Origin of the sequence: Nocardia vaccinii NBRC 15922 (assembly GCF_001613305.1) — a bacterium.
GTDB classification, from domain to species: Bacteria; Actinomycetota; Actinomycetes; order Mycobacteriales; family Mycobacteriaceae; genus Nocardia; species Nocardia vaccinii.
The window spans coordinates 11,674-32,223 of the sequence record NZ_BDCC01000091.1 but is presented as its reverse complement, the minus strand read 5'-3'; the positions used below and the strand labels follow the sequence as shown (position 1 = coordinate 32,223).

General features: G+C 63.5%; 19 protein-coding genes. 1 reads left to right on the top strand and 18 read right to left on the bottom strand.

Annotation, left to right across the window (positions count from 1 at the left end):
• Positions 1 to 75 precede the first annotated feature (75 nt).
• From NV1_RS40170 to NV1_RS40085, 18 genes are all read right to left on the bottom strand, one after another.
• The gene (locus NV1_RS40170) at positions 76 to 1,314 is read right to left on the bottom strand and encodes an NAD(P)/FAD-dependent oxidoreductase (protein WP_067904453.1); all 1,239 of its coding nucleotides are present in this window, start codon (positions 1,312 to 1,314) and stop codon (positions 76 to 78) included.
• A 231-nt stretch (positions 1,315 to 1,545) separates the two neighbouring features.
• Entirely contained in the window at positions 1,546 to 2,853 is a 1,308-nt protein-coding gene (locus NV1_RS40165; RefSeq protein ID WP_067904420.1) for a phytoene desaturase family protein, read from the bottom strand.
• 14 nt (positions 2,854 to 2,867) lie between these two features.
• Positions 2,868 to 3,731 carry an SDR family oxidoreductase gene (locus tag NV1_RS40160; RefSeq protein WP_067904417.1) on the bottom strand — a complete coding sequence of 288 codons (864 nt, stop codon included), beginning with the start codon at positions 3,729 to 3,731 and terminating at the stop codon, positions 2,868 to 2,870.
• Between the two features lie 32 nt (positions 3,732 to 3,763).
• Positions 3,764 to 4,924 (bottom strand): acyl-CoA dehydrogenase family protein, encoded by a 1,161-nt coding sequence (locus NV1_RS40155; RefSeq protein ID WP_067904450.1) that lies wholly within the window; start codon positions 4,922 to 4,924, stop codon positions 3,764 to 3,766.
• Positions 4,925 to 4,932: 8 nt separating this feature from the next.
• Positions 4,933 to 5,709, bottom strand: a complete 777-nt coding sequence (locus NV1_RS40150; RefSeq protein ID WP_169813544.1) for an enoyl-CoA hydratase/isomerase family protein — start codon at positions 5,707 to 5,709, stop codon at positions 4,933 to 4,935.
• A 74-nt stretch (positions 5,710 to 5,783) separates the two neighbouring features.
• Positions 5,784 to 6,977: an acetyl-CoA acetyltransferase gene (locus tag NV1_RS40145; protein ID WP_067904410.1), complete on the bottom strand. Its 1,194-nt coding sequence runs from the start codon at positions 6,975 to 6,977 to the stop codon at positions 5,784 to 5,786.
• Positions 6,974 to 8,338 (bottom strand): OB-fold domain-containing protein, encoded by a 1,365-nt coding sequence (locus NV1_RS40140; protein WP_067904408.1) that lies wholly within the window; start codon positions 8,336 to 8,338, stop codon positions 6,974 to 6,976. The genes NV1_RS40145 and NV1_RS40140 overlap by 4 nt, the downstream gene beginning before the upstream one ends.
• Positions 8,338 to 9,534, bottom strand: coding sequence for an acetyl-CoA C-acetyltransferase (locus NV1_RS40135; RefSeq protein ID WP_067904438.1), 1,197 nt, complete (start codon positions 9,532 to 9,534; stop codon positions 8,338 to 8,340). Before NV1_RS40135 ends, NV1_RS40140 begins: the two co-directional genes overlap by 1 nt.
• Positions 9,535 to 9,605: 71 nt before the next feature.
• Positions 9,606 to 10,862, bottom strand: coding sequence for an acetyl-CoA hydrolase/transferase C-terminal domain-containing protein (locus NV1_RS40130; RefSeq protein ID WP_067904405.1), 1,257 nt, complete (start codon positions 10,860 to 10,862; stop codon positions 9,606 to 9,608).
• A 1-nt stretch (position 10,863) separates the two neighbouring features.
• Positions 10,864 to 11,103 carry a hypothetical protein gene (locus NV1_RS40125; RefSeq protein WP_067904403.1) on the bottom strand — a complete coding sequence of 80 codons (240 nt, stop codon included), beginning with the start codon at positions 11,101 to 11,103 and terminating at the stop codon, positions 10,864 to 10,866.
• 11 nt (positions 11,104 to 11,114) lie between these two features.
• Positions 11,115 to 11,651, bottom strand: a complete 537-nt coding sequence (locus NV1_RS40120; protein WP_067904394.1) for an aromatic-ring-hydroxylating dioxygenase subunit beta — start codon at positions 11,649 to 11,651, stop codon at positions 11,115 to 11,117.
• Positions 11,651 to 12,883 carry an aromatic ring-hydroxylating oxygenase subunit alpha gene (locus NV1_RS40115; protein ID WP_245714179.1) on the bottom strand — a complete coding sequence of 411 codons (1,233 nt, stop codon included), beginning with the start codon at positions 12,881 to 12,883 and terminating at the stop codon, positions 11,651 to 11,653. The genes NV1_RS40120 and NV1_RS40115 overlap by 1 nt, the downstream gene beginning before the upstream one ends.
• A 104-nt stretch (positions 12,884 to 12,987) precedes the next feature.
• A complete protein-coding gene (locus NV1_RS40110; protein WP_067904391.1) occupies positions 12,988 to 14,694 on the bottom strand; it encodes a class I adenylate-forming enzyme family protein in 1,707 nt (568 codons plus the stop codon).
• A 333-nt stretch (positions 14,695 to 15,027) separates the two neighbouring features.
• Positions 15,028 to 15,816 (bottom strand): enoyl-CoA hydratase/isomerase family protein, encoded by a 789-nt coding sequence (locus tag NV1_RS40105; RefSeq protein ID WP_067904388.1) that lies wholly within the window; start codon positions 15,814 to 15,816, stop codon positions 15,028 to 15,030.
• The gene (locus NV1_RS40100; RefSeq protein WP_067904385.1) at positions 15,813 to 16,604 is read right to left on the bottom strand and encodes an enoyl-CoA hydratase/isomerase family protein; all 792 of its coding nucleotides are present in this window, start codon (positions 16,602 to 16,604) and stop codon (positions 15,813 to 15,815) included. Before NV1_RS40100 ends, NV1_RS40105 begins: the two co-directional genes overlap by 4 nt.
• Positions 16,601 to 17,341, bottom strand: coding sequence for an enoyl-CoA hydratase/isomerase family protein (locus NV1_RS40095; protein WP_281181972.1), 741 nt, complete (start codon positions 17,339 to 17,341; stop codon positions 16,601 to 16,603). The genes NV1_RS40100 and NV1_RS40095 overlap by 4 nt, the downstream gene beginning before the upstream one ends.
• 59 nt (positions 17,342 to 17,400) lie before the next feature.
• Positions 17,401 to 18,141 carry a 3-oxoacyl-ACP reductase FabG gene (gene fabG / locus NV1_RS40090; RefSeq protein WP_067904383.1) on the bottom strand — a complete coding sequence of 247 codons (741 nt, stop codon included), beginning with the start codon at positions 18,139 to 18,141 and terminating at the stop codon, positions 17,401 to 17,403.
• The gene (locus NV1_RS40085; protein ID WP_067904381.1) at positions 18,138 to 18,590 is read right to left on the bottom strand and encodes a MaoC family dehydratase; all 453 of its coding nucleotides are present in this window, start codon (positions 18,588 to 18,590) and stop codon (positions 18,138 to 18,140) included. The genes fabG and NV1_RS40085 overlap by 4 nt, the downstream gene beginning before the upstream one ends.
• 252 nt (positions 18,591 to 18,842) lie before the next feature.
• On the opposite strand from NV1_RS40085, the gene NV1_RS40080 reads away from it, so the two are divergent.
• Positions 18,843 to 20,546 (top strand): class I adenylate-forming enzyme family protein, encoded by a 1,704-nt coding sequence (locus NV1_RS40080; protein ID WP_157117719.1) that lies wholly within the window; start codon positions 18,843 to 18,845, stop codon positions 20,544 to 20,546.
• Positions 20,547 to 20,550: the final 4 nt, after the last annotated feature.

The window sequence follows — 20,550 nt, the reverse complement described above, 5'->3', positions numbered from 1 at the left end:
CAGATCGGGATCACCCTCGTTTCGGCGAATATCGTGCAGCGGCGGTCAGCCGCGCTCGTAGGTGATCGGATGGATTTACGCGCCCGCGACCGGGGTGCCGCGCCGCGCGGCCGCGAATGCGAGGGCCTCGCCCCAACCAGCCTTTCGCATGAGCAATCCGCGGTACTTCATGATCACATTCTGGCCGTTGAGCGTCAGGGCGCCGCAGAGTCGTTCCCCTTCCCTGTAGAGCGCGACCCACCGTCCGTCGGTCTCGGGGTCGCCGTCTACGATTTCGATCTCGTCCGCGGTCGGGACGCCGACGAATTGAATACGGCTGTCGTACCAATCGGACCAGAAGTACGGCACGGTCTGGTACGGCTTCGCCGCTTCGGGATCGAGCGCGTTGCGGGCGGCGAGGGCGCCTTGTTCCGCGGCGCTCGTCCAGTGTTCCAGTCGCATCAGCCGCTCGAACAGCGGGTTACGCCATCGAGCGACGTCGCCGGCGGCGTAGACCCGGTCAGCCCCCGTGCACAGCGTCTCGTCGCAGACGATTCCGTTGTCCAATTGGAGCCCGGAGCCCGCGAGCCAACCCGTCGCGGGACTCGCCCCGATGCCCACGACGACAAGATCGGCTTCGATGGAAGTACCGTCGGTGAGTGTCACACGTTCGACCCGCCCGTTCCCTTCCAGGCCATTGACACCGACACCGCAGAGCAGCCGCGTGCCGTTGCGCTCGTGCAGCGCCGCACAGGCCGCACCCATCCGCTCACCGATAGCGCGAACCAGCGGCGTCGGCAATGCTTCGAGCACGGTGACGTCCAGACCACGTTTACGGGCACCCGCCGCAACCTCCGAACCGATGAACCCCGCCCCCACCACCACGGTGCGCGCACCTGCCTCGAGGGCGCCGCGAACCGCGACCGCATCGTCCAGTGTGCGAAGCGTGTGCACTCCAGCCAATCCGGCAGAGCCGGGCAATGTGCGCGCTTCGGCTCCCGTGGCGATGACCAGCGCGTCGTAGTCCACGGTCTGCTCGCCGACGAGCACATGCTTGCGAATAGTGTCCAATCCCGTCGCGGGCGCACCCAGCACAAGATCAACGCCGAGTTCGTCACGGAGAACATCCGCAGACCGGAAGACCGTCGACTCGGGCTCCTCCCCCGCCGACAGCTGCTCCAGGTACGCCTTGGACAACGGCGGCCGGTCGTACGGGAGATGATGTTCGGCCCCGATGAGCGTGATACCTCCCTCGAAGCCCGCTTTCCGAGCAGCCTCCACGGCGCGCAGCCCGGCAAGGGACGCTCCGACTACGACAAGCCTTTCCTCGGACAACTCGCTCACCTCTCACTCGACGCGCCGTTATAATTTATATTAGATTATATTCTGAAGGTAGGCGGGCCGTCCAGCCCAACTGATGCGATCAGGCCGCCCTACGGACAACAACGAACAGGCCGCGCACGCCGAGGACCGACGCGGGCAGCCTATTCGGTTGTATGTCAATTGGTTACAGCCGAGGCTATCCAGCTGATGGTCTCGGGCGAGCCCCCGTACCGAGGCGACGGCCTATCCGGCCGTTACCGGATACTGGTCGCGGATCTTGTCCACGATGATCTTGGCGGTCTCCGCACAGGCGGTCGTACCGCCGTTGGCGTACTCCTTGACTGCGTCGCCGACATTCCACAGATTCGGGATCGGCGTTGTGTGCGGCAGGTCGTAGCCGGCGACAGCGCGCTGCGGAGGCCACTGGTCGCGGGTCACGTTGATGGACAGGATTCGGGCGTCTTCGAAGCCCGGAACCTCGTCGCGCAGATCTTCCAGGAGCAACCGGGTCTCGGCTTGCTCATCGAAATCACCGACCGAGGGCTTCGGAACTGCGGTGCCCTGATACAGATGCCATCCCTCAGGTGCCATTTCCGGGCACAACGCCGTGAAGTTGGCGACGTAGCAAAGCCGACGGCTCTGCGCAAAGCTGGTCAGACCGGGGTTATCGAGCAGCGGCGTCCGGCTGGCGAAGTTCACCGAGATCATGCCGCAGGGGCGATCGGCCTTGTCCACTTCGGCGACGTACTCGTCCGGCAACTTCTCACGCCCGACCAGGTCCAGAGTCGCGAACGGGCCAACGTTGCTGATCGTGAACCGAGGCCTCACCTCAACGTTCTCGCCGCCACGGACGATGGTCGCACCGGTGATACGTCCCTGATCCTGGGTCAGCGCGGTCACCTCGCTTCCGAGCCAGATCTCGCCCCCGTTGTTCTCGACCACCTCGGCCAGCGCCTTCCAGATGCCGATGGTTCCCTCGGGGCAAAAACCGAACTTCTTGAACGCGCTCTTGCGGGTGAAATAGGTCAGGAACACCCGAGCGGGAAGTTCCTCGGAGCCGACGGCGAAGACCGATCCGCACATGTTGCGGAAGATGCCGTGCACGGATTCGTTCTTCGTGTACTTCGCGACCCAGTCGGCTGTCGAGAGCTCATCCTCGGGCAGGCCACTGTCGTTGCGCGCAGCGCCGATTCCCTTGGCCAGCTTCGCTCCCTGACGGGTCAGCTTCGAGAGCAGGAACCCCCAGCCCCCGCCGGTGACGTCGACATCCTTGCCGCCGATGCGGTACAGAATGGGCGGCTCCGGCATACGGATGTCGAACTTCGCGCCGACCTCGTCGAACGTTTCCTCGGTGATTCCGCCGAGTTCGATGACGATGGCACCGTTGTTCACCTTGAAGCCCTCGACGTCATCGGTGGATGCCCGGCCGCCCACCTTGTCCAGCCTCTCGACGACAAGGGTCTTGTAACCCAGGTGCGACAGCCGGGCGGCCGTGAACAGTCCGCCGGCGCCGGCACCGATAACCAATGCGTCCCAATTGTTTTCGGTCATATTTTGTCCTTCTTTCAGCCGAGCGGGTTGGCGCCGGGCTCTGCGCCCGACATGTCGGTGATGCGGCTCCATTGCGCCCCAACCTCGTCGATGCTCGGCGGAGTCGCGAACACAGCGCCCTTGTTCTGGAACTGCTGCACGCGGTACACCTGACCGCCACCGGCGACGACAACCGTTGCGGTGTCCTGGCATTCGTCGCTCACCAGATACCCGACCACACCTGCAACATGTGCTGGTGGCAACTTGTCGAGCAGTTCCTTGGGCGCGATGTCCTCGGTCATACGGGTCGCGGCCATCGGAGCGATGGCATTGGCCAGGATATTGGCCCTGGCTCCTTCGATCGCGAGAGTGTTGACCAGGCCCACCAGGCCCAGCTTGGCCGCTCCATAGTTCGCCTGCCCGAAGTTACCGAACAGTCCGGAGGTCGAGGAAGCCATCACGATGCGACCGTGATTCTGTTCCCGGAAGTGCGGCCAAGCCGCACGTGTGACGTAATACCCGCCCCAGAGGTGCACCTTCTGCACGGATTCCCAGTTGTCGGCGGTCATCTTCCCGAAGGAACCGTCACGCAGAATGCCGGCATTGTTGACCACGCCGTGGATGGCACCGAAGGAATCAATGGCGGTTCTGACGAGGTTGGCCGCGCCGTCTTCAGTGGCGATGTTGTCGTAGTTGGCCACCGCGGTGCCACCGGCCTCACGGATCTCCCGAACAACCTCGTCGGCCATGGAGGAACCGGCTCCGGTTCCATCTCTGGCACCACCGAGATCGTTCACCACGACCAGCGCCCCCTCCTTGGCCAGCAGCAACGCGTATTCACGGCCGAGCCCGCCACCGGCACCCGTGATAGCAATGACTCGATCTGTTACTCCGGGCATTAGTGTTGTCTCCCTTGACTTTTGTGCTCGGCTCAGTACGAGGCGGGCAGTTCGAGGCTGGTCTGCGCGACGAAATTGAGTACCATCTCGCGGCTCACCGGCGCGGTCTTGAGCAAGCGGGCGGAGAACCACAGTTCAGCCAACCCGTATTCCAACGCCAGACCATTGCCACCGTGAGTCTGGATGGCCTGATCCAGTGCCTTCAGTGAAGCGTCGGCAGCGGTGAACTTCGCGATGTTGGCCGCCTCCGCCGCGGGCAGGCCGGAATCGAACAGTTCAGCAGCGCGGTAGGCCGCCATACGGGCGAGTTCGACCGCGATGTGAGCCTCGGCCAGCGGGTGGGAAACACCCTGGTGAGCGCCGATCGGAACCGACCACACCTGGCGGTTCTGCGCGTAGGCCACGGCCTTGGACACGGCATACCGACCGATTCCGGTGCTGATCCCGGAGGCGAGGATCCGTTCCGGATTCAAGCCCGCGAACACCTGCCGCAGGCCGTTGCCGGCGGCTCCGATCAGCGCTTCGGGACCGACCCGGACCTCGTCGAAGAAGACGGTGAACTGGTGGTCGGGCGAGACGACAGCGGTCGGCAGATTCTGCAATGTCACGCCCGGCATATCGGTCGGCACCACGAACATCGACAGCGGCGACCTCGATTTCCCAACGAAGTCCGGGTCGCGCGTGATCAGTAGGATGGCTTCACACTCATCGATCGCCGAGATGAAGTATTTGCTACCGGAAATGATCCAGTCATCACCGTCACGGCGCGCGGTCGTACTCACGTTGTGACTGTTGGATCCGGCATCGGGCTCGGTGAGGCCGAAGGCCATCTTTCGGCTGCCGTCGGCCAATCCGGGCAGCCATTCGGACTTCATCTGGTCCGAACCGTGCGCGGCCAGGATCGATCCACAGATCGCGGGCGAGACCACTGCGAGCAGGAGCGGAAATCCGTGCGAGGCCAGTTCCTCGATGACAATGAGCATCTCCGACATCCCGGCCCCGCCGCCACCATATTCCTCAGGCAGGTGGACACCGAGCAGCCCTGCTTGGCCGAGGTCGGTCCACAGCTCGTCGACCTTTTCCCCGGCACGAGAACGCTCGAGGAAGTACTGCTGCCCGTACTTTGCTGCGAACTTGCTGACGCTTTCACGCAGCAGGGCGTGTTCCTCTGAGTCGATAATGAAGGCGGACAATGGTTTTCTCACTTCCCAGTAAAGGTTGGCTGCTGTTTTGCGAGGAAGCTCGCGATGGCATCGCTCGCGTCGGTTGTTCGGCCGATACGACGCAGTGCTGCGGTTTCCTCAGACAGTGCGTTGTCCAGAGTGGAGGTCCAGGAGCTGTGCAACAGACGACGCATCTCGCCGTACCCACGTGTCGCTCCAGCCGCGAGCCTTCCGACGGTCGCCTCGGCCTCAGCCTGAAGCTGCTCGACCGGTACGACTCGGTTGACCAGGCCCCAGTCGACCGCGGTGTCGGCGTCGATGACTCGATCCTCGAAAAGCATCTCGCTGGCCCGCCGGATCCCGATGAACTTCGGGAGGTACCAGGTATTCCCGGAATCCGCGGTGATGCCGATGCGGCCGAAGCCGGTCGCGAACTTGGTACCTTCGGCGGCGATGGTGATGTCGGCCGGGTAGACCAAACCGAGCGCGCCGCCTGCACACGCGCCGTGGACGGCTGTGACAATTGGAAAGTCCACGCGAGCAAGGAGTCTCATCGCCTCGTGCATGAGCACAGCCATCCGCGTGAGGGTGTCCGGCAGATCGGTCGCACCGTCAGCGAAAGCACCGATATCACCACCGACGCTGAACACCGGGCCGTTGCCAGTAATCAGCACTGCCCGCAGGTGGTCATCGTTCGCAATCCGCGTCGCCACCTCGAGCAGTGACTCACCCATCGCCTTGTTCATCGCGTTGCGTGCCGCAGGCCGATCCAACCTGACCCGCGCGACACTATCGACCACCTGGTAATCGATCAAGACAACCTCCATTTTCGAATTTAATGTAAATTCAGAACTGGCGAAGGTCAAGCCTCGCCCGCTGGACAGCAACGTCAGCCGCGCTCGGCACCGACCACGGAGACGAAGGACACGCAGGACCCCGGGCGACCACCGAGATTGTGCGTCAACGCTTTTCGCGGACTAGGCAGCTGCCGATCGCCGGCCTCGCCCCGGAACTGCAGCCAGCATTCGTACAGCATGCGCAAACCACTCGCCCCGACAGGATGGCCGAACGACTTCAAACCGCCGTCCGGGTTCACCGGCAGCCGACCGTCGAGATCGAACGCCCCGGACACACTGTCCTTCCATGCCGTGCCGCGGGCGGTGAATCCGAGATCCTCCATCAGGACCAATTCGGTCGGCGTGAAGCAGTCGTGCACCTCGGCGAAGGAGATCTCGGTACTCGGGTCGGTGATGCCCGCCTGGGCGTAGGCATCCGCTGCGCTTGCGACCACCTCGGGAAACGTCGTGAAATCGTAGTCCGGATCGACAGCTCCGCGGCCAGGCCCGGCGGTCAGCGACAGCCCTTTGACGTAGATGGGCGTATCGGTGTAGTTCAGCGCGTCCTCGGCACGGACGATCACCGCACATGCCGCACCATCGGAAACCCCCGAGCAATCGAAGACCCCCAGCCGCCCAGCGACCAGTGGGGCACCGATGATCTTCTCCTTGGCAACTTCCGAACGAAACTGCGCCTTGGGATTCAGCGCACCGTTGCGATGGTTCTTCCAGGCAACGTGCGTCATGGCTTCGCGCATCGCGGCCGGATCCACTCCGTATTTGGTGCAGTAGGCCGGATCCAGCAGGGAAAACGCTGCAGGCGCGGTCAAAGACAGCTCCGAGGCCGTGCCGTCACTCGGCGGATCGCCGCGCAGGAGCCCGGAATAGCCGGAGTCCTTGAGCTTCTCCACACCGATTGCGACGACCCGATCGTAGGCGCCGGAGGCGACTGCATAACAAGCATTGCGAAATGCTTCCGATCCACTGGCACAATAGTTTTCGACCCGTGTCACCGGAGTGTTCTGCAGCCCGAGCGGCCTGCTGACGGTCAGCCCGCTCTGCCCGGTACCGAGCGTACCGAGCCAGTAGGCATCGATATCGGAACGAGCGATTTTCGGGTTCTCGGAGAAACATTCGTCCATCGCTTCGACCAGCAGGTCGTCGGCGGAGCTCTCCCATCGCTCACCGAAGCGGGTACAGCCCATGGCTACGATTGCGACCTTGTCACGGATTCCGTTGCTGCTCATAGCAGTTGCGCCTTCCAGAAGTAGTTGTGCACACCAGCGGCGCTGTGCAGTCGGCGGAACGTGGTCCGGACACGGGATCCCACTGCCAGCTGATCAGCAGCACCATCGGCGACCTCCAAGGCGTAGCGCCCACCACCGTCGAAGTCGACAACCGCCTCCACTACCGGTGGAGCCGGCGAGTACGCGAGTCGGTCGACGGTGAAGGTGGTCACCGTGCCCTCGCGATGAGCCATGGAAATCCCGGTCATACCGTCGATCGCGCTACAGCGCTTGCAGACTCGGGCGGGCGGCAGGTGCACCATGCCGCAGGAGCCACACGTGCTACCGGTCAGACCGAACTTCCACCGTGTCGCTCGCGCCGAGGGTGGCGCGGCGACGCGGTCGGGCTCCGGTCGGCGTGGTGGCTCCCGGTCGAGAAAACCTCGCCAAATCAGGTATGTCGAGTACGGGACAGGAAGACCTTGGTCGACCTGTGTTGCCACCGGCACGGATTGACGTGCTTGCGGCAAGCGGTCGGTAGCCCGAAACAGAACGGCATCGCAGCCATCGGCCGCGGAGATCACCAGAATCGTCTCGCCGGGCTCCGCGATGTCGAGCGCGGCTGCCAGAGCGATGCCGGCATCCGCGGTACCGGCATGCCCGATAGGCGAGTTTCGTGTGGACAACTTGCCGGCTACGAGTTTCGCCGCGCGCTTTGCGAAGGTGAGGTTGGGCGATACGAGCACCACATGGTCCGCTTCGGTGAGCCCACACTCATCCAGCACCGCTGCAACCGCGCGCCGGACCAGTGGCTGATATTGCTCGATGCCGAACCGTTCCTCCCACTGCTCCCCGGTCACGGCACGGGGGTCCCGCCAGCGATCGAGGAACTCCTCGGTGAGAGCCACGCGACCGACTATCTCGGCAATCGCATCGGGGCCGAATACGAATGCGGCCGCGCCATCTCCCCCGCTGCGTTCGTCAGCAGAGCCTGGGCGCCCGATTCGCAGGTCCGACAGCACGGCCAGGCCCCCAGCCTCCGCAGCTGTCAACAGTGCCGCGATCCCGCTGCGAGCCGAGCCGGCCAGATCCGCGCTGAAGACTTCCGCCGGGAGGCCGAGGGCTGCATGGATCGCAGCCGCGTTGGCTTTATCGGCATACGCGGGCGTGGTGGTCGCAAAGTACAGTCCGCTCGGCGCGGAGCTGTGCTCCAGGGCGGTCGCCGCAGCTGCGACTCCCATCGTCGTGCTGTCTTCGTCGAATGACCCGGCTATACGGAATCCTTTGCCCGCGTTGGCATTCAATGCCGTGCCTATTTCGGCGAGCGAAATCCGATGGGCGGGTAGATAGGTTCCGTAGGAGGTGATTCCGTAGATCGTCATCAGGGTGCCTCGAGAAGTGCTGCCAGGCCCTGGCCGCCGCCGATACACATCGACTCCAAGGCGTATCGGCCACCGCGCCTGCGTAATTCGTGCAGCATGGTGGTGAGAATGCGGACACCGGTCGCCCCGATGGGGTGCCCCAACGAGATTCCGGAACCGTTGACGTTCAGCCGCTCCTGGTCGTCGAAACCCCAGCCCTTCAGAACGGCGAGGACCTGCACTGCAAATGCCTCATTGAGCTCGACGAGATCGACATCGTCGAAGGTGTGCCCGGTGCGCTGGAACAGCTTCGCGACCGCCGGTACCGGACCTATCCCCATTTCGCTGGGCTCGCATCCCGCTGCCGCCCAGCCGACCAGGAATCCCAGTGGTTCGACTCCGAGTTCATCCAGTTTGTCTTCGGCGACGACCAGGCATGCCGCTGCCGCGTCGTTCTGCTGACTGGAGTTGCCTGCGGTCACCGTGCCATCGCGCATGATGGTGCGCAGCCGTGCCAGCGATTGCGGCGTCGTGTCCGGCCGGATGCCTTCGTCGCGCTCGAAGTCCAGGGGCTCGCCTTTGCGCTGCGGAACCGTGACGGGAACTACCTCGTCGGCGAACTTGCCGGATTCCCATGCAGCCGAGGCTTTTCGGTGACTGGATGCGGCGAATTCGTCGGCTGCATCGCGGGTGATGGAGAAACGCTCGGCCAAGTTCTCAGCGGTTTCGATCATGCCGCTGATGCGGCCGAAACGCTCTTCAGGCTGCGAACGTTCACGGCCGCGGTCCAGACGGTCGTAGAGTGCGACGTTCCCCGAGCGAGAGCCCCATCGCATGTCCTGGGTGTAGTACTCGATGTTGCTCATACTTTCGACCCCGCCGGCCAACACCACGTCCGCGGCACCGGTCTGGACCATCATTGCCGCTGTGACCACGGCTTGCAGGCCGCCGCCACAACGGCGGTCGATCTGGAACCCTGGCACCTCGATCGGCAGGCCCGCTGCCAGTGCCGCCCACCGCCCGATGCAGGGTGCTTCGGAATTGGTGTACGACTGCGCGAACGAAACATCATCGATGCGTGTCGGATCGATTGCCGATCGCTCGACCACGGCCTTGATGATGTGTGCTGCGAGGTCCTCGGCGGGCACGGGACGTAAAGTGCCGCCGAAGGTCCCCACCGGTGTGCGCAGCGGACTGACGATCGCCGCTCTTTTCATGAATTCCACCACCTAGATGCTGATTTCTCTTGTGTCGCTGCACTTTCCAGTGAGGACTGGTTACCCCGCTGCTACCATCGGCCTGCCTCGGCCCGCAGTGCCTCGCGATGATCCGGGTGTGCGATCGCGATCATTCGCTCACGCCGCTCCGACAAGGGCAGGCCCCGCAGATCAGCGACACCGAACTCGGTGACTACGACGCCCGCATCACTGCGCGCGATGCTCACAGGACCCGACAACCGGTCGACGATGCGACTGCGAGGGCCTGCTGTGGCGGGCAACGCGATGATCGGCACACCCCCCTCAGATCGTGCGGCCGCGCGCAGGAACTCACCCCCGCCGCCAACTGCTCCGACGTATCGCCCACCGGCGACTTCCGAATTCACCTGTCCGGTGAGATCGACCTCGATTGCGGAGTTGATAGCCACGAACCGATGTTGCGCCGCGAGGCGTTCGGGGTCATGGGTGTATGGGATCGGACGCAGGGACACCGCCGGGTTGAGATGTACGTAGTCGAACAGCCGTTCCGTTCCGATGAGCACCGCCGCGACGGCGATGTCGCGATCGGTCGTCTTTCGCGCGTTGGTGACCACGCCCTTGTCCATCAGATCGACAGCGGCGTCGGTCAGGATCCCTGAATGGATGCCCAGATCATTGCGGATGCCGAGAGCACCGAGCACCGCCTCCGGGACACTCCCGATGCCGAACTGCAGAGTGGCACCGTCGGGTACGAGTGCAGCAACATGAGAACCGATGGCCGCCATTTCCGGCGTGACCGGTGCGGCCGGGCTCTCCGCAACGGGCCTCGCTGTCGGCACGACGATGTCGATGTCACTCGTGGTCAGATACCGCGCCCCGGGCGTAGCGGGCATACGCTCGTTGACCTCGGCGATCACAACCCGTGCGTTGTCGATGGCAGCGGTGAGGTAGTCATCAGCCAACCCGAGACTGTGACGCCCGTGCGCGTCCGGCGGCGCGCATTGCACCAACACCACATCCGCATTCGACACGAATTCGGGCAAGGTGGAGTAGTGACCGGGGTAGACCTCCAGTGCTCCATCCGCAGCCAGTCGGCGATTTGTGCCTGTCCCGCAGTAGCTGACGAATCGAACATGGTCGGCGTGTTCGGGCTTCACGGTGTCCGCTGCGGGGATGCCGATGAAGCAGGTGATCCCACCGAGGTCTGCCCGTTGCGCGAGCAACAACTCGGTCAATGTCGTCGGTTCCGCGCAAGATTGCCCCCAGACGACGAAGTCACCCGGGCGGACAACGGACCGGAAATCAATGACCCGGTCCGTCGTGGTGACCGGTGGCGTGACAGACGGCATCTCAGTCCTCACGCCAGCGGTCGGCGGACGGATCGAGAAGCCGCTGCAAGTGCTCTTCTGTCAGCCAGACGATGGTCTCGAGTTCCAGCGCGTCGAGAAACCTCACACGCCCGGACTTGAGGTCTTCCAGTCGTAGACGAGGCCCATTCGCTGCATAGTCGATCTCGACCCTTACCTGGGCGAATTCGCTGTGCACGATGCCGAACTCACCCGGATTCCCCGGGACCGATTCCGCGCCCATGTGGCCCCTCCTCAGATCAAGAAGCCCATACTGGGCACGGCTTCGGCGCTGTTGACCAACAAAACCGTCTTACGGGCGAGCTTCAACTCCCCCTCCACGCGCCGCAGCACGTACGTGTACCGACCAGCCCAGGTGTGGATACCCCGCGGCTTCGACTCGTAGAGAACGAAATTCGCGCCGAGCGTGACGTCGCCCCCCTCGGCGCCGAGGAATTCGATGTTCGAGATCGTTCGGCGCAGATTCGAAGGGGGTGACTGGGCGTACCGCTTGCCGGTTCGCAACTGCTCCAACCGAGTCGAGATGCGACGCCGGTTGTCGAACATGATCGACACGTGACGTTGCGGGTCGTAGCCACCACCATCGACGGGCACCCAATACAGCGCGTCGTCGGTCCACAGGGCTTCCCACGCGTCGTAATCGTGTTCATCGGCGAAACGCGCCTCGCGGTAGATGAACTGCTCGAGTTCGCGCAGATCGATGTCTGGCCCACTTGTCGCCCGGCCGCCACCCCTCACTGAATCGCTACGCGATGCGGTGTTTGTCGTCATCATGCCTCCATCAAGCTTTTGTAGTGCTGCCAGAACGCCCGCATCGCGGTCTCGTCAGTCGCGCCACCGATCTGGAAACCGTTGTCGTCCAGCGTCTCTCGCATGGCCCCGCGACGAATGTCGAGCCATTCCGGAAGCAACTGCGCGACACCGACCTGATTGCGCTCGTACATTTCCGTGTCGTCGGCAAGCAGCATCCCGGCCGGACCGACCGAGCCGATGGACTGCGACAGCATGCGCTTGTTCAACTCATCCGCACCGTCCAGCTGCACCGAGGTAGAGAACTGGATGCACTCGTTCGCAGAGATCGCTTGGATGTTGAACACCTGGATCTCGGCGATGAACAGATTGGGGAAGATCATGACGTGCGGGGCGCCCTCGATCATGATCTCCTCGGCCGTCTCGCCGTGCACTTCCCGCATCTTGGCCACGTACTCCGGAACACGGTCGGCGGTCGTACCGAACCAGCGCATCGGCTCGGCGAACTTGCGGAACTCCGGTCGCAGATCGTTCTCACTGTGCCCGTTGCCGAACGCACGGGTGACCGCGGTCGAAGCGTCGCTGTACAGCGGGCCGATGGTGGATCCGGTCACCGAGAAGATCGAACCGTGCACGAACTGCGGGTGATAACCGTCAGTCTCGTTCTCCGCCAGCAACTTCCAGTTGGCCTGTGTACGGTGCCGCAACCATCCGTTGTCCAAGCGCACCTTGCCGGTGGGAGACAACCTGGCCAGCCGGTCGATCTCGCCCGCAGCCGCACCCAGATGTTCCAGCAGCGGCGGAACGTCGGAATTGAAGCTGCCGAACACGAAGCCGCGGTAGCTCTCCACACGCGGAACCACCCCGAGGCCGAGATTCAGCTTCCCCTTGCCGCCGTACCCCTTGTTGTAGGGGTATCCGAGCATGTCACCGGTGTTGCTGTAGGTCCAGCCGTGATACGGGCAGCGGAACGAGCTGGAGTTGCCGCGCGGCTCGTCGCAGACGAGGTTGCCGCGGTGCGCGCATCGGTTGGTAACCAGATGCACCTCACCACCGCGGTCGCGGGTCATGATGATGTCCTGTGGACCGATGTTCTTGCGCACATAGTCGTTCGGCTGTGGGACCTCGGACTCGTGGCCGACGAACACCCATCCGCCGAACCAGACTCGCTCCAGCTCATCGGCGAATACGGCAGGATCCGTGTAGAGGGAACCATGCACTCGCCGTGGCTGGATGAGACGCGAGTAGTCCACTCGCGGTGCTTGTTTCACGATCGGGCTCGATTCACAGACCGCTCCGGGGTCACCCGTCGGTTTGCTGTCCAGCTCGCGCGCGGCGTCGGGAGGTGTGGTCACCGTCATTTCTGTTGCTCCAATCGTGCTTTCGCGAAGTTCACGAGGCGGAATTTCTGCACCTTCCCCGTGGGGGTGGTGGGCAGTTCCTCGGCCGTGAGGAATACGACGTGTTTGGGAACCTTGAACCGAGCCAGATTCGCCTTGCAGATCTCGATCACCTGCTCGGCCGTGATGTCACTTTCGGGAGCACGCACGATGCACGCGCACCCGGCATCGCCCCACCGCTCGTCGGGGACACCGATCAGGTACGCCTGGCTGATCTCGGCGTGGCCGGTGAGCAGTTCCTCGATCTCTTTGGGCATCACCAGCTCGCCGCCGGTTTTGTAGAGCTCCTTGCTGCGGCCGGTCACCTCCAGATAACCGTCCGGGCGGATTCTGCCGAGGTCGCCGGAGAACACCCAGCCCTCACGCAGGCCCTTGGCCGTTTCCTCGGGCTTGCCCCAGAATCCGAGCATGCTCGTGGGCCCGCGGGAAACCAGCTCGCCCTCGGTGCCTTCGGGAAGCGGATCAGCGGTGACCGGGTCGACTGTCCGGTATTCGACCAACGCACCACCGTCTATCCCCGCGACACCCGCGGTTTTCGGCCGACCGGCCGTGGTGGCGTTGAGCTCGAGCGAATCCTCGGGGAGGGTGAGAGTCATCGCTCCTCCGCATTCGGTCATGCCATAGCCGGTGACGATTTCCGACGCGCCCAATTCGTCCCGTACTCGTTCCCACAACCAGACCGGCGCCGGTGCCGCGCCGGACAGGATCGCCGACAGCGAGGACAAGTCGTAGCGATGACGTTCGGGATGTTCCAGGAGAGCCACGGTCATGGTCGGTACGCACAAGATGTCGTCCGCACGGTGACGTTGGATGCCGGCCAGATACTTCTCGGCGTCGAACGACGGCAACAGAATTACCGCACCACCCACCATGGTCGCCGCGAGCAAGCCTTCGACGTAGCCGAACATGTGGTAGCACGGCAACGAGAACAGGATTCGGCGGCCATCGTCGAAGGCTCGGGTCAGTGCCGATGCATATCCGGTGCGCAACACCGCATCATGGGTGACCATCACTCCCTTCGGTGATCCGGTCGTACCGGACGTGTAGAGGATGTCGCCGATTGCGTCAGGGGCGACCTCGACCTCGGCAGTGGCACCGTGATGCTGCTCACCCAGCCGTGCCAACGCATCGACCGTGAGCACGTCCGAACGTTCACGCCCGTCGGTGGAAAGCTGGATGACCGACTGCAGATTCGGCAGCACCGAACGATCTCGCTCCTGCGCATCCCACCCCGGGGCGATCTGATCGAGCATCGCGAGGTAATCGAGACCAGCGAACCCGGTCATCGTAATGAGAACCCGGCACTCGCACTGGTCCAGCACATAGGCCAACTCTTCGGTGCGGTACAAGAAGTTCAACGGCACGGCCACCGCGCCCGCACGAGCGACAGCGAACTTCACCGGCACGAACTCCGGGTAGTTGGCCATCAGCACGCCGACGTGGTCACCCGGCCGTACTCCCAAAGCCGCCAGCCCATCGGCGAGCCTGCCGGCCAGATCGGAAGTCTCCCCATAGGTCAGCGTGCGGTCGTCGGTGATGACCAGTGGCCGCTCACCGAATTGATCGGAGCATTTGTGCAACCAGTCGCCGAGGGATAGCGGCTCCCACTCCGGGAACCGCTCTGCCAGTCGCTTTCGCCGAACGTCGAATTCAACGCTGCTCATATAAATCTCACTTGATCTCATTGATATCGCCGTCGAGGATCGCCTCGCGCAGCCGGAATTTCTGTACCTTGCCCGCCGGCGTCACAGGCAAGTTGTCGGTGACAAACCAGCGCCGAGGGGTCTTGAACGGCGCAAGAGTGTTGTAGGTGAAACGTTTGCAGATCCATCACTATGTGGAGTACCGACCAGGGCCACGGTGTCAGGACGGTTCCGGGCCTGCTCGCCGAGAAGTGAGCCGACGGTGTGTTCCGACAGCGACGCACTGTCGCCCACAGCCCAGTAGGATTCGCTGAGGCGGCGATACCTCACGGCTGTCATAGGCATGTGCTCCCGCTACTGACCCCGAAAAACGGGGGTTCTCTTCTCATGGAATGCCGAGACGCCCTCGGCGAAATCCTCGGAGTCGAACAGCGCGACCTGATTGTCTACCTCGACGTCCAAGACAGTGAAGGGGTCGCGCGGCCACGCCGCGAACATCTGCTTCAGCGCGTCGACCGCGAGAGGCGGCGCGGCCGCCATTCTCTCCGCATCGGACAACGCATGCTCCAATGCGGTCCCCGCAGCAACGACCGCATCGACGAGTTTGATCTCGCCGGCCTCCCGACCGGTCAGCCGCGTCGGCAAGAGCATGAGTTCACGAGCCTTGGCCTGTCCTACCCGAGCCGGCAGCGACGCGAAGATACCCATATCGCCGGCCAAGCCGACTCCGGTGAACGCGGTGCTGAACAACGCATCTCGAGACGCAACAACGCGGTCGCATGCCAGAGCCAGAGATACTCCGGCGCCGAAGGCCGCTCCCTCTACTGCGGCGATGACCGGCTTACTCCCACGCCAGATGGCACGCACCACACGCTGCGCCGCCTCAGCGCGGGGTCGAGCCTCCGCCTCGCCCATTCGCCGCATCGTTGAAATATCCCCGCCTGCACAGAACCCGGCGCCCGCGCCGGTCAACACAATCACCCGGATGCTCGGCTCGGCCATCGACTCCTCGAGTCGATCAGCCAGTGCGTAACGCAGTGGCAGGTCGATGGCATTGCGGCGATCCGGGCGGTTCAGAGTGATGATTCGAATCGCGCCGCGGTCCTCGGTCAAGACCGGTGATTCATTGCTGCTCAACGTCATTCACCCCGAAACTGCGGTGCACGTCGCTCCAGTACCGCCGCGAGTCCTTCTCGGGAGTCGGCGGTACCGGAGAGTTCGGATACAGTCCGGGCTTCCTCGGGCAATCGTTCGGCCAGAGTCGCTCCGACACCGCCCCAGACGAGGCGTTTGGTCGCCGCGATGGCCTTGGGTGCGCTGGCCGCGAATTGCGCTGCGTAAGAGATAGATTCGGACGCAAGGCCGCCCTCGGACACCACCTTGGTCAACAGACCGATCTCCAGTGCTTCCGCCGCATCGATGACCGGGTTCGCCAGCAGAATGTGCATCGCCTTACGCAGGCCGACCAACTGGGTCAATGTCACGGAGACACCAGCATCCGGGGCCATTCCGACCCGCACCGCACCCGACATGAATTTCGCCGTATCCGCCGCGATGACGAAGTCCGCGGCACACACGAGCCCGAAACCAGCACCACCCGCGGCGAATCCGTGCACCGAGGCAATCACAGGGACGTTCAACTGAGTGAGCGCCGACACCGCGATCTGCAACCACGCGGTCGCCTCACGCAGATAGTCCGGAAGTTGCTCACCCTTCGAAGCGAACACCTTCACGTTGCCACCGGCGCAGAAGTTCTTGCCCGCACCGGACAACAAGACAGCGCGGACCGTCGGATCGCCGTGGACCCGAAGAATGGCCGCATGCAGCGCCTTCAGAAACGGCACATCCATGCCGTTCGAAGTCTCAGGGCTGTTGAGCCGCACGTGTGCAACGTTGTTTTCGTCGACCTCGACACAAACCAGTTCCGTCATCGATTGCTCCCTGCTGTGAACGAGTCGATGCCGTCACCTGCGGACCGGCTCGTGAGATGGTCGAGGACCGCTTCTAATTCGAAATCCAGCCCCTCGGCCAGTGACGTGCACAGCCCGCGATAGACGAGATGTTTGGTCTTTGCCAACGCAGTCGGGTTCCGGGTCGCCAGCCGCTCAGCAAAGCTACGCACCCCCGCCTCGAACTCGGCTGCGGTGTACTTGCGGTACGCCAGACCCCAGGCGATCGCCGCATCAGCAGTCAACCGATCCCCGGTCAGGATGTGCGCCAGTGCGCGTTGCCTGCCGACCAGGCGTGCAAGACGCTGCGTACTACCGCCCCCCGGCACCTGCCCATATTTCGAATGAATGTCGGCCAGTACGGCGTTTTCGTGGACGAGCACGATATCCGCAGCCTGTACGAGCTCGAATCCACCGGCGGTGGCGAAACCTTCGACAGCGCAGATCACCGGTACCGGCAGCTCGGCAATCGAGTCGCAGGCGGCCCGGAAATTGGCGAACAGCGGCTCCATCGCGGTGCGGCCGATCTCGCGCAACCGCTCGAGTTCGTGAAAATCTCCGCCTGCGCAGAAGTTCCCCCCGCTTCCGCGGATGACGACAATCCTGGCTTTCGCGGCACACTCCATGAGCGCCTGGTGCAACTCGGCACCGAGTTCGACGGTGATCGCGTTCATGCGTTCGGGCCGGTTCAGGGTGATGGTTCCGATGCCGTCACTCACGTCCGTCAATACGACATCCGGCGATGGCCCATCATGATCAGGCTGCACCTGCGATTCGGTCACATCAACCGCCCCCCTCCGACTTCCAGCACGGCGCCTGTCATGTAGCTGGACAGATCCGAGGCGAGGAACAGCGCCGCGCCGGCCACCTCGTGTGGATGTCCGGCACGCTTCATCGGAATGGCGGCCTCGCGCTCGGCGAACACCTCCGGCGGCATCGCCTCGGTCATCGCAGTTCGGATCAGGCCCGGCTGGATCGCATTCACGCGTACGTTCTTGTGCGCCAGCTCTTTTGCGCTCGCCTTCGTCATGCCGACGATGCCGGCCTTGGCGGCACTGTAGTTCGTCTGCCCAGGGTTGCCGGACTTTCCGGATAGCGAAGACATGTTGACGACGGCTCCGCCGCCGGCGTCCCGCATCACCGCCGACGCAGCCCGAAGGCCGAGCCAGGTGCCACGAAGATGTACGGAGATGACGGTGTCGAAGTCCGATACTGTCATCTTGCGTAGAGAAGCATCCCGAGTGACCCCGGCGTTGTTGACGAATACGTCCAACCCACCGGCCCACCGCACCGTATCGTCGACAAGGTCCTGGACTGAGCTCTCGTCCGTCACGTCACAGCCGATCCCGATTGCGCGTTCCCCCACCGATTCGGCTGCAGCCTGCGCGCCGGCGACATTCAGGTCGGCCAGAACGACAGCGGCTCCATGCTCATGGAACAGCCGTGCGATTGCCAGACCGATACCACCCGCCGCGCCGGTGACGACGGCTGCCCTCCCCTCGAGCAGACGGGCGCTCATGCGACGAACCGCGCAATCGACTGAGCGACACAAGCCGGCTTGGGCACTCCCTCCATCTCGATGGTGGTCGTCATCTTGGCCTGGATACCGCCAGGAACCTCGTCGACGGAGTCGATGCCCGTCGTCGCTCGCACACGCGAGCCCACCGGCACCGGCGAGATGAACCGAACCTTGTCCAGGCCGTAATTCACTGCCATGGACAGCTTTTCGATCGAGTACAGCTCATGGTTGAGCACCGGCAACAGCGATAGCGTCAGCAGCCCGTGCGCGATGGTTCCCCCGAAGGGGCCCTCGGCGGCTCGCTCGGAATCCACATGGATCCACTGGTGATCACCGGTCGCATCCGCGAAGGTGTCGATCCGCTTCTGATCGATCACGAGCCAGTCACTGGTTCCCAGAGAGGTCCCCGCCGCAGCGGCGAACTCCTCGATATCGGCGAAAACTCGCACGTCAACACTCCTCACTAGGCTTTGAATTTAATATAGATTCGAATGATGGATCGGTCAATACTTCGAGCCTGCAACCGAGATCGACCCCGACGCCAGTCAGCGCACCCAACCGGCCACCCACACCTACTGGAACAGGGGAACTCCACACTGACCACACTGAACCAGGGGCGCCGACGAGCCACGAGCGGCCACGGTTCGCGACGCCACCCGGCACACCGGCCCCACCCCTCCTCTTGACGATTTTTTCGAATATTGATTAAATATGCCCGACCAAACGGCAGGTCGCCTGCTGCTCGGCTTGACGCCCAGCGAAGGGTCATGAGGAGGTGCCGATCAATGTCGGTAGAAGTGGGCGACGGCGCAGCCGATCTTTGCCTCTGGGATTTCACGGTGGGGAGCCTGCTCGAACATTGGGCAGCCCAGGTGCCCGACCGAACAGCCCTTGTGGGACAGACCACGACTGACGGCGACGAGGTTCGGCTCACCTACGCCGAATTGGACCGGCAAGCCCGCAAAGCTGCAGCGGGAATCCTTCAGCACGCCAATCCCGGCGATCACGTCGCTATTCTGGCGCAGAACGTCATCGAGTGGACGATCGTGCAGATGGGTGCGGCCTTGGCTGGAGTCACCCTCGTGGCGATCAATCCGATCTTCACCGTCGACGAGCTCATCTACGCAATTCAGCACTCACAAGCAGTGCTGCTGCTGCACACCAGCACCAGTCGCAGCCACGACGTAGCAGCGGTGGTGGCGGAGGCTGTACCTCGATGTCCCGACTTACGTCATGTAATCGCGCTCGAGGACGCGGGCGAATGGCAAGCCACCCCCACCGACTTGCCCGAGGTCGATCCGGACAGTCCAGCGATGCTGCAGTACACCAGCGGCACCACCGGAAAGCCGAAGGGAGCACTCCTGACGCATCGGTCGATGGTCAACAACGGCCGCTTCCTGTTCTCCTCGCTCAACGTGCCCGAAGGGGCAGTGGCCCTCTCAGCCCTTCCCGCTTTCCACACCGGGGGATGTATCTGCTCAACGCTCGGTCCTTTGTCGGTCGGGGGGACGATCATCATGGTGGATCGTTTCGATCCTGCGTCGATACTCGATCAGATCGCACGCGAAAGCGTCAGTTACCTGGTCTCGGTGACAACGATGCTCAACGACCTGATCGCGGAGGGAGCCCGACGCGGCGGTCGACTGCCGGTCATACCGTGGGTGACGACCGGTGCTGCGAACGTCCCGCGGGTCCTGCTCGAACAAGCCCGCGAACTGTTCCAAGCCTCCGTGCACAACGTCTACGGCCAGACCGAGATGTCCGCCGTTATCTGTCTGGCTCGCCCTGGTACGCCGGACGAAGATCTACTCCAAACCGTGGGCGCTCCACTGCCGCTGACTCGGCTACGCCTCGTCGATCCCCTGACCGAGCGTGAGGTCTCCCCGGGAGAAATCGGGGAAGTCCGAGCGAAGGGCTTCGGCCGGATGCTCGGCTACTACCGGGATGACGAGTCCACCAGGGCGGCGATCGACAGCGACGGTTGGCTTCGAACCGGCGACCTCGGGTTCGTGAACGAGCGAGGCCACCTGCGGATCACGGGCCGCGTCAAGGAAATGATCATTCGCGGAGGCGAGAACATTTCACCCGCGGAGATCGAAAGCTGCCTCGTCGAGCATCCCGCCGTGCTCGAGGCCGTAGCAGTCGGGTTGCCCGACGCACGCCTGGGCGAGGCGGTAGGGGCTGTGATTCGCCTACATCGTCCAACCGAGCCGCCGCCGGCCGAGGAATTGCGCGCACACTGTGCGCGGCGACTGGCCCGCTTCAAAGTACCGGTGAGTTTCTTTCTGGCCGACGAATTTCCCATGACGCCGAGCCGGAAGATACAGCGCTACCGAGTCACAGCATTTGCCGTGGGTGGCGAGTATCCCCAGCTCCGAATGCCGATGTCGACGAACGGAGAATGATGCA

Coding starts and splice junctions, on each gene's coding strand:
- NV1_RS40135 (WP_067904438.1), bottom strand. CDS start 9,534: ATGAAAAGAGCGGCGATCGTCAGTCCGCTGCGCACACCGGTGGGGACC.
- NV1_RS40165 (WP_067904420.1), bottom strand. CDS start 2,853: ATGACCGAAAACAATTGGGACGCATTGGTTATCGGTGCCGGCGCCGGC.
- NV1_RS40160 (WP_067904417.1), bottom strand. CDS start 3,731: ATGCCCGGAGTAACAGATCGAGTCATTGCTATCACGGGTGCCGGTGGC.
- NV1_RS40130 (WP_067904405.1), bottom strand. CDS start 10,862: ATGCCGTCTGTCACGCCACCGGTCACCACGACGGACCGGGTCATTGAT.
- NV1_RS40110 (WP_067904391.1), bottom strand. CDS start 14,694: ATGAGCAGCGTTGAATTCGACGTTCGGCGAAAGCGACTGGCAGAGCGG.
- fabG (WP_067904383.1), bottom strand. CDS start 18,141: ATGAGCGCCCGTCTGCTCGAGGGGAGGGCAGCCGTCGTCACCGGCGCG.
- NV1_RS40140 (WP_067904408.1), bottom strand. CDS start 8,338: ATGACGATCTACGGAATCACCTCCTACGGAACCTATCTACCCGCCCAT.
- NV1_RS40145 (WP_067904410.1), bottom strand. CDS start 6,977: ATGAGCAGCAACGGAATCCGTGACAAGGTCGCAATCGTAGCCATGGGC.
- NV1_RS40125 (WP_067904403.1), bottom strand. CDS start 11,103: ATGGGCGCGGAATCGGTCCCGGGGAATCCGGGTGAGTTCGGCATCGTG.
- NV1_RS40120 (WP_067904394.1), bottom strand. CDS start 11,651: ATGACGACAAACACCGCATCGCGTAGCGATTCAGTGAGGGGTGGCGGC.
- NV1_RS40100 (WP_067904385.1), bottom strand. CDS start 16,604: ATGACGGAACTGGTTTGTGTCGAGGTCGACGAAAACAACGTTGCACAC.
- NV1_RS40105 (WP_067904388.1), bottom strand. CDS start 15,816: ATGACGTTGAGCAGCAATGAATCACCGGTCTTGACCGAGGACCGCGGC.